Raw genomic sequence first — 17,177 nt, 5'->3', positions numbered from 1 at the left:
ATAAGTGAACGCAATACTCTGCGCCGGGGCCGAGTGGACTGCTCCGGTTGACTATCAAGTCGCGACCGGACCCGCCGCTTTTGCATGGCTTATGTTCGTGGTACCGGCCGTAGTGGCTGGAATCCTCTTGCTGCTTGGACGCAGGTCGGACAAGTGGGGGCACTGGCTGGCTGTCGCCGCCTCGTGGTTTAGCTTTGGACTGGGACTGGCAATCCTGATCCAGATGCTTCAGGCCGCGCCGAGTGAGAGGCGATTCCAGACAACACTGTTTAGCTGGATGCCCGCAGGCTCGCTCAACGTGGACTTCGGAATTCTCATCGATCCCCTGTCAATGACCTTCCTAATGCTGGTGACGTTCGTCGGTTCACTGATCATGGTCTATTCGGTTGGATACATGGAACATGATCCGAACCGACGTCGCTTCTTCGCTTACATGGCCCTGTTCATTGCTGCAATGCTGATCTTGGTCATGGGCGATTCCTACACGATGATCTTCCTCGGCTGGGAGGGTGTGGGCCTGTGCTCGTACCTGCTGATCGGGTTTTGGAACCATATTCCCGCAAATGCGACTGCCGCCAAGAAGGCATTCATTATGAACCGCGTTGGCGATGTCGGTTTCTTGATTGCCATGATGGCAATGGTCGCCTACTTCAGTTCTACTGACTTCACGGTGGTGAACCAAGGGATCGCTAGCGTCGGTCAGGGCAATGCCACCGTCATCGGTGTCTTCCTGCTCGTGGCCGCCTGCGGAAAGTCAGCCCAGTATCCGCTGCAGGCATGGCTTGGTGACGCGATGGCCGGTCCCACTCCGGTCTCGGCTCTGATTCACGCGGCAACGATGGTTACGGCCGGTGTCTACCTCATTGTTCGCTCGGGAGCCGTGTTCCTTGCCGCGCCGATTGCAATGAGCGCTGTCGCCGTGGTCGGGTTGGTGACGCTGCTACTCGGAGCCATCATTGGTATGGCCAAGGATGACATCAAGAAAGCTCTAGCTGCCTCAACAATGTCGCAGGTTGGATACATGATGCTCGGTGCCGGACTGGGCCCGATCGGTTGGGCATTCGCAATCTTCCACCTGTTTGTCCACGGCTTCTTCAAGTCACTAATGTTCCTCGGCGCTGGTTCGGTTATGCACTCGATGAACGACCAGGTCAACATGCGCCGATTCGGTGGACTGAAAAAGTTCATGACTGTCACATGGCTGACGTTTATGGCCGGCTGGCTTGCAATCTTAGGAATTGCACCCTTCTCCGGGTACTGGTCAAAGGACCGAATCATTGAGGCGGCGTTCGCGACCGGAAACTTTGGTAATGCTGACGTGCCATGGATCGGTTGGGTCTTCGGGTTGGTCACGATGTTCGCAGCCGGACTGACTTCGTTCTACATGTCTCGACTCTTCTTCATGACGTTCTCAGGCAAAGCGCGCTGGACGGACGACGTTGACGGAGGCCCCATGCACCCGCACGAATCGAAACCGATAATGACAGTTCCGATGATTATTCTGGCGGTGTTCTCTTTGTGCCTCGGTGGTCTGCTGGCGATAAATGATACTTTCATCAACTGGCTCACGCCTGCGATCGGCTCGACCGTCCACGCTGAGCCGGTGATGCCGGTGCTGGCAATTCAGATAATCACCCTGGTTCTTGTTGTCGCTGCCGCGCTGCTGGCTTGGTGGATGTACGCGAAAGAACCAGTACCGGAGGCGATCCCTGCGGGCAATACCTTCACGAATGCGGTGCGCGCAGACTTTTATCAAGACCAGTTCAATGAGGCAGTTGCGATGGCACCGTCAGTGGCCGTTATGAAGGGCGTTACCGCTGCCGATAAGTACGGTATCGACGGTGCGGTAAACGGAGTCGGGAAGCTGGCAACTTGGTTTGGTCGAGCTGCCTCCTGGACTGAGACCGGTTACCTGCGGTCCTACGCCGGATACATGCTCGGCGGTATCGTCATAATCCTGGCCGTAGTCCTCGGATTCAGGCTCTAGGCCCAAAGGAGAAACGTGCAGACTATGAATCTGATTCCCAGCGCCCAGGCTTTACTCCAGGACGTTACGCCTTCGTCGGGGCCCTGGCTTTCCCTGATGGTGCTATTTCCGGCCCTGGTATCCGCTCTAATCTGGCTGGTAAAGCCGTTACGCGAACATGGTCGCAAGATCGCGCTCTGGTCGTCGGTAGCCATGCTGGTTGGTTTTGTGGCACTGGCCTTTACCTTTGATTGGTCGACTGCTGGCACCACCCAGTTCGTAGAGTCCTACTACTGGATTCCACAGGTAGGAATCACGTGGTCTTTGGGACTCAACGTGCTTGGACTGGTGATGCTCCTGCTTACCGCCTCACTGGTGATCTTGGTGTTGGCGGACGTGACAGATGATGAGGAGGGGACGGACCGCAGTGCGGGCTACTCGGCACTGGTCATGTTGCTCTACGCCTTCATCGTGATCATTTTTGCTGCGTTCGACCTTGTGGTGTTCTACATCGCCTTCGAGGCCATGCTGATCCCGCTGTTCTTCATGATCGGTAGGTTCGGCCGTGGCGAGAATCGCCAGCGGGCCGCGATGAAGTTCCTGATTTACTCGTTGCTCGGCGGTCTGGTCATGCTGGGCGGCATCATTGTGATCCTGGCAAACGTCGGGGCCGGAGACGGCGCCACGTTCCGTTACTCCGACCTGCGCCAGACGCTGCCCGGCCTTCCGTTCGGGGTTCAACTAGCCATCTTCATTCCGATATTGATTGCGTTCGCGATCAAGGCGCCGATGGTTCCGGTGCACACTTGGCTGCCCGACACTGCCGCCGAGGCCCGGCCCAGCACCTCTGTTCTATTGGTCGGTATTCTCGACAAGATCGGCACCTACGGAATGGTCGTAATCCTGCTGTTCATGCTCCCTGGGGCAATCGACGCGGTGCGACCAACGGTACTGATCCTGGCGGTCGTCTCGATACTCTGGGGCGGTTTTGCTGCGAATGGGCAGAAGAACCTATTGCGACTGGTCGCGTTCACCTCGATCTCGCACTTCGGTTTTATGATCCTTGGAATCTTCATCGGTTCGGATATCGCGCTCACTGGTGCCATGTTCTTTATGGTTGCGCACGGTCTGTCAATTGCCGCGCTGTTCTTCATCTCCGGATGGCTTATTGATCGGGGCAAGACCTCGTCGGTATACGAATACGGCGGAATGCAGCAGGTTACCCCGGTTCTTGCGGGAACCTGGCTATTCGCCGGGCTGGCCTCGATCGCACTGCCGGGACTGTCGGGCTTTGTCCCTGAATATCTGGTCCTGATGGGAACGTACAAGGTCTCGATCCCACTGGCGATCTTTGCTGTTCTTGGTGTGCTACTGGCGGCCATGTACATCCTCATGCCTTACCAGCGCATTTTCACGGGCCGAGTCAATCCGAAGCTATCCGACGTACCAGATTTGACGGGGCGGCAGAAGTGGATTGTCGCGCCGATCCTGGCAGCAACAGTTGTCCTGGGCATATGGTCGGCTCCGCTGGTCGGTTCCTTGAATCAGATTTCTGAGCAGGCCCCAATGCAGGTTTCTTCCGCCTCTGTGGCCCACGATGTTGAAGGGAGCAACTAGTGAATACGCTTATTCCTCTTGCTACCGAGTTCACTGCTCCAACAATCAACTGGTGGCCCTTGGTCCCGGTAATGGTGGTTTTGGGCGGCGCTGTGGTGGGTGTTCTGCTTGAGGCGTTTGTTCCGGCAAAGCACCGTCGAACAGTTGGCATCATCTGGACCGTACTGGTGCTTGTTGGCGCTTTTGTCCTAACGGCGCTCCAATGGAGCGGTGCACTTAGTGCTCCGGGAGTTGTCGGCGAGTATGTAAACGACACCCTCACTGTCGCTCTTCAAATGATCGTTACCCTGCTGGGGGTTCTAGCAGTGCTGGTTATGGCAGATCGCTCCGAGGTTCGAGACGGTGCGTTTGCTGGACAACCCTCTGACCGTCCTGCTTCGGGCGAAGAGGCACTGACCGTAGCCAAGAAGTACCAGCGCTCCGAGATGTTCCCGCTGACACTGTTCAGCATCGGTGGAATGATGCTGTTCCCAGCGAGCGACTCTCTCTTGACGATGTTTGTTGCCCTTGAGGTTATGTCATTGCCGCTGTACATTTTGGCTGCAACCGCCAGACGACGTCGAGACCTCTCACAAGAAGCCGCCATCAAGTACTTCATCCTGGGATCATTCGCCGCGGCGTTCTTCCTTATGGGTTCTGCCCTACTTTACGGATACTCCGGTGGGAGCCTACGTCTCGGTTCCATAGCAAGTGCTCTGCCTGTTATTGGCAACGCCGACTGGTTACTACTGGTCGGAACACTGATGGTGATGATGGGGCTACTCTTCAAGGTGGCTGTCTTCCCGTTCCATGAGTGGGCCCCAGACGTCTACTCGGGTGCCCCGACGCCAGTCACTGGATTCATGGCAGCCGGAGTAAAGGTGGCCGCATTTGGCGCACTACTTCGCTTCTATGTTTCGGTGGCCGGTCACCTGAAGTGGGATTTCGCCCTGATCCTTGCACTATTGGCAGCCGCGACGATTATCTTCGGAACTGTCGCTGGCCTTGTGCAAAAGAACATCAAGCGGCTTTTGGCTTACTCATCAATTGCTCATGCGGGATTCGTCCTTATCGGCGTGCTCTCGCTCGCCAAGGGCTCCGCAGGCTCCATTGCCTTCTATCTATTGGCCTACGGGCTCGCCACCATAGGCGCGTTCGCGGTGGTCACTCTGGTTCGCCGGAAAGACGCCCAGGGGGCAATCGGTGATGAGGCACAGGACATCTCCTCTTGGAACGGTCTCGCAAAGAAGTCTCCTCTGCTGGCGAGTGCGATGCTGATCTTCCTCCTCTCCTTCGCGGGGATTCCCCTGACGTCAGGCTTTGTCGGAAAGTTTGTTGTCTTCGCGATGGGTATTCAGGGCGGTCTCGGTTGGCTTGTCGCTATCGCGCTTGTTGCGTCGGCTGCGACAGCGGTGTTCTATTTCCGCGTCGTAGCAGCGATGTTCCTGAAGGAACCGGCCGAAGACGTAGAGGTAGTTGAGTCCGAGGGAATGACCTCAGTTGTGGTGGCGGTAACGGCGATTGCAACAGTGCTTCTTGGCATATTCCCTGGCCCGCTGTTGTCTTTCTTTGAGCAAATCGCCATTCTGATTCCGTGAACAATGTGAGTGAGCAACTGGCTCAGGGCGCCCTTGAACTAAACGTCGAAGGTGGCCTGGAAGCGGTCGAAGAACTCTTGATGTCCTCCGTTTCCGGATCAAGGGGGCTAGTGGACGACCTGACTTCTCACTTGGCGAAAGCCGGAGGGAAAAGGCTTCGTCCGCTTCTGACCCTAATCTGTGGTCAACTCGGTGCGCCGCACCGGGCGTTATCGACGCCAGTTATTGAGGCGGCGGCCGCCGTCGAGCTCACGCACTTGGCGTCCCTGTACCACGATGATGTTATGGATTCGGCTCCATCGCGTCGTGGCGTTGATTCGGCTCAGCGAATATGGGGCAACAATCGGGCGATCTTGGCCGGTGACGTGCTGTTTGCGCGGGCTTCAGCACTCATTGCAGACCTGGGACCTGAGACGGTTGCACACCATGCTCACATGTTCGAACGGCTCTGTGTCGGGCAGCTGAATGAAACGTTCGGTCCGGGAGGCCAGGATGATCCGGTCGACTTCTACTTACAGGTTCTTGCTGACAAGACTGGCTCTCTGGTTGCGACAGCGGCGCATTTTGGGGCATTTCACTCCGGCGCGGGCCGTGAGGTAGCGCAGATGGTAGAGGACTTTGGTGAGGCCGTTGGAGTTGCCTTCCAACTGGCCGATGACGTTATTGACATCGCTTCGCCTGCCGAGGTCACCGGGAAGACGCCGGGGACCGATCTCCGTGAGGGTGTCGATACAATGCCAATCCTCCTGCTTAAGAAGCATGCCGCCCAGGGAACCATAGATGAGGATGGGCGGATGATCCTCGAAATGCTTCAGGGGGATCTCTCCTCGGATGAATCGCTTGCGGTGCTTGTCGGGGCGCTAAAGGAACATGAGGTTCTAGAGGAGACTCGTCAGCTTGCGCGGGCATGGGCTGATCGCGCCGTCGGGTTCCTTGAGCCCCTTCCTGAGTCCGACGCCAAGGACGCCCTGGTTGCCTTCGCGATGCTGATGGTGGATAGAGCCTCGTAATTCTGCGTTTGCCAATCAGATCGGGGCACGACACGCCGTGTTCTCGGCCCGAAGAAGCCCCGATCTGATTGGAGATTCATACGGGGGCAGGTTCGGTGGCCCAGTTATGAGCAGTGTGGGGCAAGGGCCACATGTCGTCATGAGTCAGGACAGATAGGATTGATGCAGTTTCGTTATCAATACGTCGAAAGAGCGAAGTGACCAGTCCAATTCGAGTTGCCGTTGTGGGCGCGGGCCCGGCCGGTATCTATGCCTCCGACATCCTTTCCAAGTCTGATCTAGACGTTTCTATTGATTTGTTCGAGAGGCTTCCAGCGCCGTACGGGTTGGTGCGCTACGGTGTGGCGCCTGACCATCCACGTATCAAGCAGATTATTGTCGCGCTCTACAAGATCCTGCAACGCGGTGACATCCGCCTGTTCGGCAACGTTGAGATCGGTTTGGACGTCACCGCGGACGAACTGAAAGACCGCTACGACGCGGTTATCTACGCGACTGGTGCGGACAGAGACGCCCGTCTAGAAATTCCTGGCGTGGACCTGCCCCAGTCGTACGGCGCTGCGGACTTTGTTTCGTGGTACGACGGTCATCCGGACTTCCCTCGTGAGTGGCCCCTGGAAGCAGAACAGGTTGCGGTCTTCGGCGCAGGCAACGTCGCACTGGACGTAGCCCGCGTTCTGTCCAAGCACATCACTGAGATGATCTCGACCGAGGTCCCGGAGAACGTAGCAGAGACCCTTAAAAACAACCCCGTAACGGACGTGCACGTCTTTGGTAGACGTGGTCCGGCCCAGGTCAAGTTCACCCCATTGGAGCTTCGTGAACTCGGCAAGGTGGCCGATGTGGATGTCATTGTCTCTGAGGAGGATTTTGACTTCGATAAGGGGTCGGATGAGGCAATGCGCGCATCAAATCAGCAGCGCCAGGTGGTAAAAACCCTCACCTCGTACGCATCGCAGGACCCCGACGAACTGAACGCTTCCAGGCGTATCCACATCCACATGTTCGAGGCACCGGCGGAGATTTTGGCCGACGAGTCCGGGGATGTTCGCGCCGTGGTTACGGAGCGCACTGAACTGGTGGGGGATGGAACCGTAAGGGGCACCGGGGTTCGAACCGAGTGGCCGGTACAGGCGGTCTACCGTGCGGTGGGCTATTACTCCTCGCCGATTCCGGGTATCCCATTTGACGCTGCTCGTGGCGTTGTTCCGAACATCGGGGGACGGGTCATCACTGAACCCGGATCGACGGTTACGATCCCCGGCGTTTACGCGACGGGATGGATCAAGCGCGGTCCGATCGGTCTGATCGGCTCGACCAAGTCAGATGCTCAAGAGACCATCGCAAACCTTGCTGAAGATGCTCACGCTGGCGTTCTCAGCGGAGCGGTGAGCGAGCCAATCGAAGAGCTCTTGGAAGCGCGCGAGGTTCCGTATACCACCTGGCATGGCTGGGAGATACTCGACGCATACGAGCGTGAGCTCGGTGCGGGATACGGTCCGACTCCCTCAGGAGAATCGCGGGAGAGGGTCAAGGTCGTTTCCCGCAGTTCCATGACGGCTATCGCTCGGGGCGAGGCAACTGACGAGGAGCATGACCTTGTCGGACGCCCTGGCGAGCTAGGCAAGCCTCACGCGCGTGACAGGTTTGATGACTTCACAGGTCCGAAGGACTACGAGGTGGCAGAGTAGCCTCTGCTCTACCTGTAGTTCACAAACTGCAGTGCCACGTCCAGGTCAGCGTTTTTCAACAGGGCGATAATCGCCTGAAGGTCATCCCTGGACTTTGAGGAGACACGAACCTCGTCGCCCTGGATTTGCGCCTTGACACCCCTGGGTCCCTCATCGCGGATCAGTTTCGTGATTTTCTTCGCGTTATCCTGAGTGATTCCCTCAAGAAGTGGGACGGCGTAACGGTAGATTTTACCGGACGCGGCCGGCTCCCGATCCTTGGTGTCGAGAGCCTTGAGCGAGACGCCTCGACGAATCAACTTTGACTGCAATACGTCGAGGATTGCGTACACGCGCTCCGGTGTGTTCGCCTCCATAACAATGGTCTCACCCACAAGGGAGATTTTGGCTTCTACTCCCTTAAAGTCGTATCTCTGGTTCACTTCTTTCGCCGCCTGGTTGACCGCGTTGTCCACCTCTTGCATGTCCAGTTTTGAGACCACGTCAAATGAGGAATCGGACACGTCAATGCTCCTTTATTCTTGGTTTCTCGGACGTCTACTGACTCCAGTATGCACGGGTGGCTCACATTTGGCCCTCTCAGATTGAAGCTGGAGCCGCGCTGGTGATATTCTTCCACGGCACCAAGTTATTGGTGTAAGGCGGATTGCCCGAGTGGCCAAAGGGAGCTGACTGTAAATCAGCCGCGGAATGCTTCGGGGGTTCAAATCCCTCATCCGCCACCTTAGAGGGCCGGGTCGGTGCTGAGCACGACCCGGTGCCGATGTGTGTAAACGCGCGACTGAACAAGGCTAGTCGGCATATTTATACGTGATTGAAACCCCAAATGAAATTTACCTTCCCGACGGTAACCTTGTACCTAACAGTTGATAGCTTCGACCCGAGACGTAGTTGAGGGCGCACGCATTGAAGCGAGGTTTAAAAGGGTGACCAGCGCGTTGAATCGTGGCCAACGCTCGATGTTAGTAGTCCGAGACAGTCGAAACATGGAGGGGGAGTCGAGGGGGAAGCGGTGCGCATAGAACCCTGTCCGCCCCAGTTCTTTGACAAAATCGTCAAGTTCATGGATCAGACCGCAGGCGTTGACCTGCGGAACGCCGAGGAGTTGCTTTCATCTACTGTCCTGGTGCAGGGCAAGGCGGGGGACCAGTTCTACGTCGAGGGCGAGTATCATCCCTACGTCTACCTAGTGCTCCAAGGTTTCGGTCAAATGAGTGTGTCCAAGGGGCATAACGAGGTCATACTCGGCTTTATTGGACCTCAGGAGATGTTGGGGAGTACGGGCCTGCACCTGATCTTCTCTGACCCATACGATCATGTTCCGCCCCTCTCGATGAACATGAACGAGGAAATACGCAGTCAGTTGATGGGTGAGACGCCCACCCACAGTGCAAGCGCCCTCACCGAATACCTCGTCGCCCGCTTCGATACGCGGCAGTTGGCCAAGCTGGCGGAACGAGAAGTTGCATGGGCCCAGTTGATTTCCTCAACCACTGCCGTCGCCACCGCCCGTTTCGTCCAGAAGCTCAGGCGCCAAATGACACTGCCGCCGCAGGCACGGTATGAGCTGATGCTTGAAGAACAACCCGAGGTTGTTGCGGCGGTGCAGCAGCGGCACATCGCGCAGTACCTAGGGATAACGCCCGAGGGCTTGAGTCGTATCAGTTCCAGACTGCGGAAGAGAGCAAGTGAAGTGCCTGAGGAAAGCGAAGAGAATGAACTCTTGACCGGCTAGTTCCGGCCTGTTTACCTGTGATTTCACGCACGAGGCGCCCGTAGGTTTGCAGCAAGTGACCCGCTCCAAGTACAGTTCTTTAGTCGCCCCGATAGCTCAGTCGGCAGAGCGTCTCCATGGTAAGGAGAAGGTCAAGGGTTCAATTCCCTTTCGGGGCTCTGGTCTTGCCGGTACGCCGGGTTGATCATGGCGGGGTAGCTCAGCCGGTTAGAGCGTACGACTCATAATCGTAAGGTCGGGAGTTCGAGTCTCCCCCCCGCTACGACGCTGCGTAATCCCTCACTCAACTGAGGAACGCAGAACAGATCGAGATAAAATCTCTTCGGTCTGTTCACCCCGTCCGGGTGAACAAGTTAGAAGCGTGAGGAAACATTGTGGCTAGCAAATCTGCCGACGTACGTCCCAAGATCACCATGGCGTGCTCTGATTGCAAAGAGCGTAACTACATCACCAAGAAGAACCGTCGCAACACCCCGGATCGTCTTGAGCTGAAGAAGTACTGCCCGCGTTGCAGGACTTCGACCGTGCACCGTGAGACGCGTTAAGAACCTGCTATAGACGCAGTAGACGCAAGAGGCCGGGAGTTCCACATAGTGGTGTCCCGGCCTTTGCGTTTCAGAGCGCTAAAATGCGTGGGAAGGGAGGTCGAGCGTGCGGAAGACTACGCCTGTCGGCACATGGTCTACCTCAATGCGCGGGACCGCCGCAACAGGAGCCAACGCGGTAGATCAGACCTCCGTTCGGTCCTCAAACCTCTCCCTGGTACTCTCTGAGATTTTTGCTGCGGGCGGTGGGCTTAGTCGGGCAGATGTCGCGGCGCGCACAGGACTTACGCGTGCTACGGTCTCGCGTCTCGTCAAGGATCTTCTTGACGCGGGACTAGTGGAGGAGGAGGCGCCCAATGGACTGCAGAAGCAGGGTCGCCCATCGACGCCACTCTTCCCCTCGTCTCGGGTGGTTGTTGGCATCGGACTTGAGGTCAACGTTGACCACATGCAGGGAATGGCCATAGATCTCTCCGGTGAGGTCATTGATTCATTTGCCGTAGAGGGCGACTTCGCGAGGTCGGACCCGCAACAGGTACTTACCGAACTTGGTCGGCATGCCAACGAGCTAGTTAGAAATCTGCGTGAACAGGGGATTATCGAACTTGCTGGGGTTGTTTTAGGAATCCCCGGAATTGTCGATGCACCATCTGGAACTGTTATTTATGCCCCTAACCTGAACTGGAGAAATGTCGAACCTTTCGGGCTAATGAACATCGAGGGCATTGAGGGGTGCCCGGTCTCCACGTATAACGATGCAGACCTCCAAGCGGTATGCGCGGCCATCGAACTGGAAGCGGATGGAGTTGCCCCTTCCTCGTTCATATACCTGTCTGTGGATACCGGCATTGGTGGAGCGATATTTGTCGACGGGTCGAAAATGACCGGCCAGTGTGGCTGGGCTGGCGAGATCGGGCATACGTCGGTGGATCCAGAGGGTCCGCTTTGCCACTGTGGTGCCCGAGGTTGCCTGGAAACATACGCGGGGTGGCGCTCGATGGCAGCTGCCTCCGACATTAACTGGCGGCTCGGTCCGGCCGAAATGGCCCGTCGGTTGGAGGCGGGTGACGCAAAAGCCCATGAAGCCATTGAGAGGGCTGGTCGGGCATTTGGGATAGCGCTTGCCAACGCAATCAAGCTCTTGGACATTCTCACTGTTGTTCTGGGCAATGCGACGAAGCCGGTTGCACAGTGGCTAATGCCCGCATTACGCAAGGAACTGGACTCCCGACTTCTGGTCGTAAAACCCGAGGAAATCCAGGTGCTCATTGTTGAGCAGCAAGGTCACCTTGCCGCCAGGGGTGCTGCGCTCAGGGCAATTCAGGATCGTTTGATTGATCCTGACGGTGTTGGAGTAAAGCTCAACTGATCGCAGTAACCAAACTGTAACCTTTTGGTTTTCGGTGGTTATTTCGTTCGGAAACCCCGTATTTTCAGGCTTCGCCTGTCGTTGATCCACGACGGTGCTCCCTTCGTTACGTTCAGCGAGCATCAATTCTCTCGAAACAGGTTGACGTGCTCTATCCACGCATATAGTTTTGGCGTTGAACAAAGAATAGTTTTGGCGTTGAACAAAGACGGTTCATAGACATACAAACGGTGACGACTCGAAGCGGAGTCGTCCGGCCGGACAACGTGAGTCTGAAGGGAGGCCGAAGAAGACCGTTGTTGGCGGCTTGTCCTAGCCGATGCGGGTGGGGACGGCCCTGAGATAACAGACCCCGGTGAAGCGCTCACCATAAAGCTCAAACAAGGAAACGAGTCAATGAAGAAAGTCATGAAGATCGCGGCCCTAGGTGCTGCGACATTCGCTCTAGCCGCTGGAACGGTTGGCTGCTCTGCAGACCGTGGCGGGACCACTGCTCCCGAGTCGGAGGGTACAACGACTGAGGAAAGCTCCGAAGGTGATGGCTCCTGCGCATATGCCTCAGACGCCCTCATCGGCGTTGCAATGCCGACCAAGTCCCTTGAACGTTGGAACCGAGACGGCGCTCACCTGAAGGAACTCCTTGAGGCAGACGGATTCAAGGTCGACCTTCAGTATGCGGACAACAAGGTAGACCAGCAGATCTCTCAGATCGAGAACATGATCAACAACGGCGCGGAGATTCTAGTTGTGGCCTCGATCGACGGTGAAGCACTCGATCCGGTTCTTACGACCGCCGCCGACAAGGGAATCCCAGTTATCGCGTATGACCGCTTGATCCGTGAGACTGAGGCGGTTGACTACTACGCAACATTTGATAACGAGAAGGTCGGAACCCTTCAGGGCGAGTACATCGTTGAGGCTCTTGACCTCGACAACGCAACTGGCCCCATCTACCTTGAGCCCTTTGCCGGTTCGCCAGATGACAACAACGCCAAGTACTTCTTCAAAGGCGCATGGGACATCGTTTCTCCATACATTGAGTCTGGCGTAATTGAGGTTCCCTCCGGCAAGGCTCCTGCGACCGTTGATGACTGGCAGTCAATCGGCATCCTTGGCTGGGACGGCTCTGCCGCCCAGGATGAAATGGAGGTTCGACTGAACTCCAACTACCGCGATAAGAAGGTCGACGTGGTCTTGTCCCCGAACGACTCCCTCGCACTGGGAATCGCGCAAGCTCTGGAGGCTGACGGATATGTGCCTGGTGATGAGTACCCGGTTCTGACCGGTCAGGACGCCGACCAGGCCAACGTTGTCAATATTCTTGCGGGCAAGCAGTCAATGACTGTCTGGAAGGATACCCGCGCTCTGGGGGATCGTGTTGCGATCATGGTCAAAGAAATTGCTACCTGTGGCGAGGTTGAGGTCACTGACACCGAGACCTACGACAACGGACGCAAGGTTGTTCCCTCGTACCTGCTTGATCCGGTTGTAGTTACGAAGGACAACGTAGAGGAACTACTGATCGGTTCCGGCTTCTACACCGAAGACGATCTGAAGTAGCGACAAGAAACGACCTTAGGTCCAGTGATTCCATGATTAGTGAAGACGTGGTTCTGCGGATGCAGGACATCATCAAGGAGTTCTCAGGAGTTCGAGTTCTTGATGAAGTATCGCTCGAAGTTCAAAATGGTGAGATTCTGGCCATTTGCGGGGAGAACGGTGCAGGCAAATCAACCCTTATGAACGTTCTATCGGGTGTGTACCCACACGGCACCTACTCGGGAACTATCGAGTATGGGGGAGAAGAGTGTCAGTTCAAGACGATTCGTGACTCCGAGAATAGGGGAATCGTAATCATCCACCAGGAATTGGCGCTCTCCCCGTTCCTTTCAGTTGCTGAGAACATTTTCCTCGGAAACGAGATCACCAAGCACGGCGTAGTCGATTGGCATGAGACCAACCGGCGTGCCAAGGAATTACTGGACCAAGTCGGTCTGCACGTCGACCCCCGGACTCGGGTAGTAGATCTGGGGGTCGGCCAGCAACAGCTGGTCGAGATAGCGAAGGCTCTATCGAAGGACGTCAAGCTTCTGATTCTCGATGAGCCAACGGCTGCACTCAACGATGACGACTCTGAGCATTTGTTGGGCCTAATGCGCCAGCTACGTGACCAGGGTGTCAGCATGATCATCATTTCTCACAAGCTGGGGGAGATAGAGGAGATCGCGGACAGAACAGTCGTTTTACGAGACGGTCGCACCGTTTGGACGTTCGACATGGGTCAAGAGGGTGGAGTCAGTCAGGACGACATTATCCGCGAGATGGTTGGTCGTTCTCTAGACAACAGGTTTCCGGAGCGCAGACCGGAGATCGGAGAGCAAATCCTGCAAGTCAGGGACTGGACCGTCTATCACCCGATTGATCAGGAACGCAAAGTAGTTGACGCGGCTAACCTCGTTCTTCGTCGTGGCGAGATTGTTGGTTTAGCAGGGCTGATGGGTGCCGGTCGGACAGAACTGGCAATGAGCCTGTTTGGTCGCCAGTACGGCGCAAAGATCTCTGGGGAAGTACTAATCGACGATGAGGTTGTTGCGACGGATACGGTTCCGAAAGCCATCAGACAGCGAATCGCATATGTTCCCGAGGATCGCAAGAGTGGCGGGCTCAATCTTCTACGGAGCGTAACGGACAACATCACGATCGCTGGGCTTAGCAAAGTTGTTAACCACGGTGTCATTGACTTCCACAAAGAGAAGAGCGTGGCAGAGGAATACCGGGGAAAGTTCAGCATCAAGTTGCCCGGGATCGATACGGCAGCATCGTCGTTATCCGGAGGCAATCAACAGAAGGTTGTCCTATCGAAGTGGATGTTCACTGATCCGGAGATCTTGATTCTTGACGAACCCACCCGAGGGATCGATGTAGGCGCGAAGTTCGAGATCTACCAGATCATTCAGTCTCTGGCGAACGAGGGAAAAGCAGTCCTTTTCATTTCTTCGGAACTTCCGGAGATCCTCGGCATATGCGACCGGATCTACACGATGTCCCAGGGGCGAATCACCGGAGAAATTCAAGCAGATGAGGCCAACCAGGAGGTCCTCATGAAGTACATGACCGTAGAAAAGGCTAAGGAAGCAAAGTGAGCAGTGAGATTAGTGCGAGGGCCGAACGTGCGGCGCAACGCAAATCAATAAACTTGAGGGACTACGGCATTCTTGCGGCCCTGGTTCTCATAATCGTCGCCTTTTCAATCATGACCAAAGGCACCCTTCTGGACCCCAACAACGTTGCTGCACTGATCAAGCAGAACGCCTACGTTATGGTGTTGACAATCGGTATGACCATGGTCATCATTGCGCGACACATTGACCTATCAGTTGGATCGGTGGTTGCCTTTGTCGGCGCTGTGGTTGCGCTGTGCATGAAGGACTTCGGCATCAACTGGTTCCTGGCGGTCCTAATCGGTTTGTTTATCGGACTACTGATCGGAGCATGGCAAGGATTCTGGGTCGCCTACGTCGGAGTTCCTGCTTTCATTGTCACGCTTGGTGGAATGCTGTTATTCCGAGGACTGGCGATCATTGTGCTAGGTGGCAAGACCATCGCCGGTCTGCCCTCTCAGTTCAACGATATTGCGGGAGGTTCGTTCCCGCCCTTCTTCGGGTACCTGGGACAACTTGACGTAGTGACTCTGGTAATCGGCATCGTCGCGATCGTGGCGGCGGTCTACTCCCAAGTGAATGCACGTATCAAGGCGGTCAAGACAGGAGCGGTGGTTTCTGGAACCACGGCTTTTGTCATCCAACAACTCGCAATAATCCTGGGCGTCGGTTTTGTCACCTGGCGGCTTGCGCTGTCAGCCGGCGGAACCCCGATCGTACTGGTGATCATCGGTATCTTGGTGATCGTCTACAGCTTCATCATGAACCGGACGCCTTTCGGTCGCCATATCTATGCCGTTGGTGGCAACCTAAAGGCCGCGCGCCTCTCGGGCATCAACACCAAGCGGGTCGACTTCATGGTGTTTGTCAACATGGGCCTACTGGCAGCGCTCGCGGGCATCATCACCACTTCACGTGCCGGGTCCGCGGTGGCAACAGCCGGCAACGCTTACGAGCTAGATGCTATCGCCGCCGCGTTCATTGGCGGCACGGCAGTCTCGGGTGGTGTCGGCAAGATCAGTGGCGCGATACTTGGCGCTCTGGTCATGGGCGTCCTGAACATGGGCCTTTCAATCCTGAATGTTGATCCGTCGTGGCAGATGGCAATTAAGGGCATAGTCGTGATCTTGGCAGTCGCGGTGGACCTGGCGTCCCGACGTCGCACAGGCGCCGTGTCTTAGCGCAGAGTTGAACAATTACCGTAGAAAGACAGTAGAAGAGGAAACTAATAATGGTTCGCAAACCACAGCCCAGCGATAAGTTCACTTTTGGTCTTTGGACCGTTGGGTGGAACGCAGTCGACCCATTCGGGGTTGGCACCAGAGAGGTGCCCGATCCTTGGGACTCGGTTAGGAAGCTTGCCGAACTGGGCGCATACGGATTCACATTTCACGACAACGACGTGTTCCCATTCGAGGCGACAGACGCCGAGCGCGCGGAACGCATTGCGAAGGTGAAGAAGGCTGCAGATGAAACCGGCATGGCGATTCCGATGGTCACGACCAACACCTTTACTCATCCGGTATTCAAGGATGGAGGCCTTACCAATAACGATCGGGACATTCGTCGGTTTGGTCTGCGAAAGGTGATGCGCAATGTGGACTTGGCAGCGGAGCTGGGTGCGGAAGTGTTCGTCATGTGGGGCGGACGCGAAGGGATGGACTATGACTCGTCCAAGAATCTCAACGCTGCATTTGACCGCTACAAGGAGGGTCTGGACACGGTTGCGGGCTACATCAAGGAGAAGGGGTACGGCCTGAAGATCGGCCTAGAACCCAAGCCGAACGAGCCTCGCGGCGACATCTTCCTCCCGAGCATCGGTCACGCGATGGCACTGATCGCCGAACTGGACAACGGTGACATTGTTGGTCTGAACCCGGAAGTCGGACACGAGCAAATGGCAGGTTTGAACTACACGCACGGGATCGCCCAGGCACTAAATGCCGGCAAGCTATTCCACATTGACCTCAACGGTCAGTCAGGCATCAAGTACGACCAGGACAAGGTATTCGGACATGGTGATCTCTCATCGGCCTTCTTTACCGTCGACTTGATTGAGAACGGGTTCGCTGGGCAGCCTGATTGCCCTCGTTATGACGGCCCCCGCCACTTCGACTACAAGCCAGCGCGCACTGAGGGTACGGATGGTGTGTGGGAGAGTGCCGCCGCGAACATGGAGATGTACCTGATGTTGAAAGAGAAAGCCGAAGCTTTCAGGGCCGATCCGAAGACTCAGGAGCTCATGGAGCAGGCGAAGATCCCAGAGCTGGCTGTACCGACGCTGGATGCGTCCGAGTCGTACGAGGATTTCCTCGCGGATCGTTCCTCGTTCGAAGACTTCGATGCGGCTGAGGCAGGGGGTCGCGAGTACCATTTCGTTGAGCTTTACCAGCAGGCGATGAGGCACCTAATCGGTTAGTTCGTTCTGGTTGTTTATTGTTAGAGAGTAATGAGACGAAGAGAGTGGGGTCTCGGAAACGATCGAGGAGCGATTTTGAGGGATGCG

At 56.2% G+C, this 17,177-nt stretch carries 13 protein-coding genes and 3 tRNA genes; 15 read left to right on the top strand and 1 reads right to left on the bottom strand.

Annotated elements, in window-relative coordinates:
• Positions 1-91 precede the first annotated feature (91 nt).
• The 5 genes from nuoL (at position 92) to U6G28_01315 (ending at position 7,861) form a co-directional block, all read left to right on the top strand.
• Positions 92-1,987 carry an NADH-quinone oxidoreductase subunit L gene (gene nuoL, locus U6G28_01335; protein ID WRS31171.1) on the top strand — a complete coding sequence of 632 codons (1,896 nt, stop codon included), beginning with the start codon at positions 92-94 and terminating at the stop codon, positions 1,985-1,987.
• Between the two features lie 24 nt (positions 1,988-2,011).
• On the top strand, positions 2,012-3,583 hold the full coding sequence (locus U6G28_01330) for an NADH-quinone oxidoreductase subunit M (protein ID WRS31170.1): 1,572 nt from the start codon (positions 2,012-2,014) through the stop codon (positions 3,581-3,583).
• The gene (gene nuoN / locus U6G28_01325) at positions 3,583-5,160 is read left to right on the top strand and encodes an NADH-quinone oxidoreductase subunit NuoN (protein ID WRS30362.1); all 1,578 of its coding nucleotides are present in this window, start codon (positions 3,583-3,585) and stop codon (positions 5,158-5,160) included. Before U6G28_01330 ends, nuoN begins: the two co-directional genes overlap by 1 nt.
• Entirely contained in the window at positions 5,157-6,170 is a 1,014-nt protein-coding gene (locus tag U6G28_01320; protein WRS30361.1) for a polyprenyl synthetase family protein, read from the top strand. The genes nuoN and U6G28_01320 overlap by 4 nt, the downstream gene beginning before the upstream one ends.
• Before the next feature lie 197 nt (positions 6,171-6,367).
• The gene (locus U6G28_01315) at positions 6,368-7,861 is read left to right on the top strand and encodes an FAD-dependent oxidoreductase (GenBank protein ID WRS30360.1); all 1,494 of its coding nucleotides are present in this window, start codon (positions 6,368-6,370) and stop codon (positions 7,859-7,861) included.
• A gap of 8 nt (positions 7,862-7,869) precedes the next feature.
• On the opposite strand, the gene U6G28_01310 is transcribed toward U6G28_01315, so the two are convergent.
• The gene (locus U6G28_01310) at positions 7,870-8,364 is read right to left on the bottom strand and encodes a YajQ family cyclic di-GMP-binding protein (protein WRS30359.1); all 495 of its coding nucleotides are present in this window, start codon (positions 8,362-8,364) and stop codon (positions 7,870-7,872) included.
• A gap of 137 nt (positions 8,365-8,501) precedes the next feature.
• Here U6G28_01310 and U6G28_01305 point away from each other — a divergent pair.
• The 10 genes from U6G28_01305 to xylA all read left to right on the top strand — a co-directional run bounded on the left by U6G28_01305 (position 8,502) and on the right by xylA (position 17,090).
• Positions 8,502-8,583, top strand: a tRNA-Tyr gene (locus U6G28_01305).
• Positions 8,584-8,924: 341 nt separating this feature from the next.
• Positions 8,925-9,596 (top strand): Crp/Fnr family transcriptional regulator, encoded by a 672-nt coding sequence (locus U6G28_01300; protein ID WRS30358.1) that lies wholly within the window; start codon positions 8,925-8,927, stop codon positions 9,594-9,596.
• 85 nt (positions 9,597-9,681) lie between these two features.
• A tRNA-Thr gene (locus U6G28_01295) sits at positions 9,682-9,754 on the top strand.
• 30 nt (positions 9,755-9,784) lie between these two features.
• Positions 9,785-9,858: transfer RNA gene (locus U6G28_01290), tRNA-Met, on the top strand.
• 112 nt (positions 9,859-9,970) lie between these two features.
• Positions 9,971-10,141 (top strand): 50S ribosomal protein L33, encoded by a 171-nt coding sequence (gene rpmG, locus U6G28_01285; protein ID WRS30357.1) that lies wholly within the window; start codon positions 9,971-9,973, stop codon positions 10,139-10,141.
• A gap of 106 nt (positions 10,142-10,247) precedes the next feature.
• Positions 10,248-11,510 (top strand): ROK family transcriptional regulator, encoded by a 1,263-nt coding sequence (locus tag U6G28_01280; GenBank protein WRS30356.1) that lies wholly within the window; start codon positions 10,248-10,250, stop codon positions 11,508-11,510.
• 396 nt (positions 11,511-11,906) lie between these two features.
• Entirely contained in the window at positions 11,907-13,070 is a 1,164-nt protein-coding gene (gene chvE / locus U6G28_01275) for a multiple monosaccharide ABC transporter substrate-binding protein (protein WRS30355.1), read from the top strand.
• Between the two features lie 32 nt (positions 13,071-13,102).
• Entirely contained in the window at positions 13,103-14,653 is a 1,551-nt protein-coding gene (locus tag U6G28_01270) for a sugar ABC transporter ATP-binding protein (protein WRS30354.1), read from the top strand.
• On the top strand, positions 14,650-15,852 hold the full coding sequence (gene mmsB / locus U6G28_01265) for a multiple monosaccharide ABC transporter permease (GenBank protein WRS30353.1): 1,203 nt from the start codon (positions 14,650-14,652) through the stop codon (positions 15,850-15,852). The genes U6G28_01270 and mmsB overlap by 4 nt, the downstream gene beginning before the upstream one ends.
• Before the next feature lie 50 nt (positions 15,853-15,902).
• Positions 15,903-17,090, top strand: a complete 1,188-nt coding sequence (gene xylA, locus U6G28_01260; protein ID WRS30352.1) for a xylose isomerase — start codon at positions 15,903-15,905, stop codon at positions 17,088-17,090.
• Positions 17,091-17,177 lie beyond the last annotated feature (87 nt).

The sequence above is a fragment of the Actinomycetaceae bacterium MB13-C1-2 genome (assembly GCA_035621235.1).
GTDB lineage: Bacteria > Actinomycetota > Actinomycetes > Actinomycetales > Actinomycetaceae > Scrofimicrobium.
This window is presented reverse-complemented; position numbering and strand designations above follow the sequence as displayed.

Coding starts and splice junctions, on each gene's coding strand:
- U6G28_01300 (WRS30358.1), top strand. CDS start 8,925: ATGGATCAGACCGCAGGCGTTGACCTGCGGAACGCCGAGGAGTTGCTT.
- xylA (WRS30352.1), top strand. CDS start 15,903: ATGGTTCGCAAACCACAGCCCAGCGATAAGTTCACTTTTGGTCTTTGG.
- U6G28_01330 (WRS31170.1), top strand. CDS start 2,012: ATGAATCTGATTCCCAGCGCCCAGGCTTTACTCCAGGACGTTACGCCT.
- U6G28_01270 (WRS30354.1), top strand. CDS start 13,103: ATGATTAGTGAAGACGTGGTTCTGCGGATGCAGGACATCATCAAGGAG.
- nuoL (WRS31171.1), top strand. CDS start 92: ATGTTCGTGGTACCGGCCGTAGTGGCTGGAATCCTCTTGCTGCTTGGA.
- chvE (WRS30355.1), top strand. CDS start 11,907: ATGAAGAAAGTCATGAAGATCGCGGCCCTAGGTGCTGCGACATTCGCT.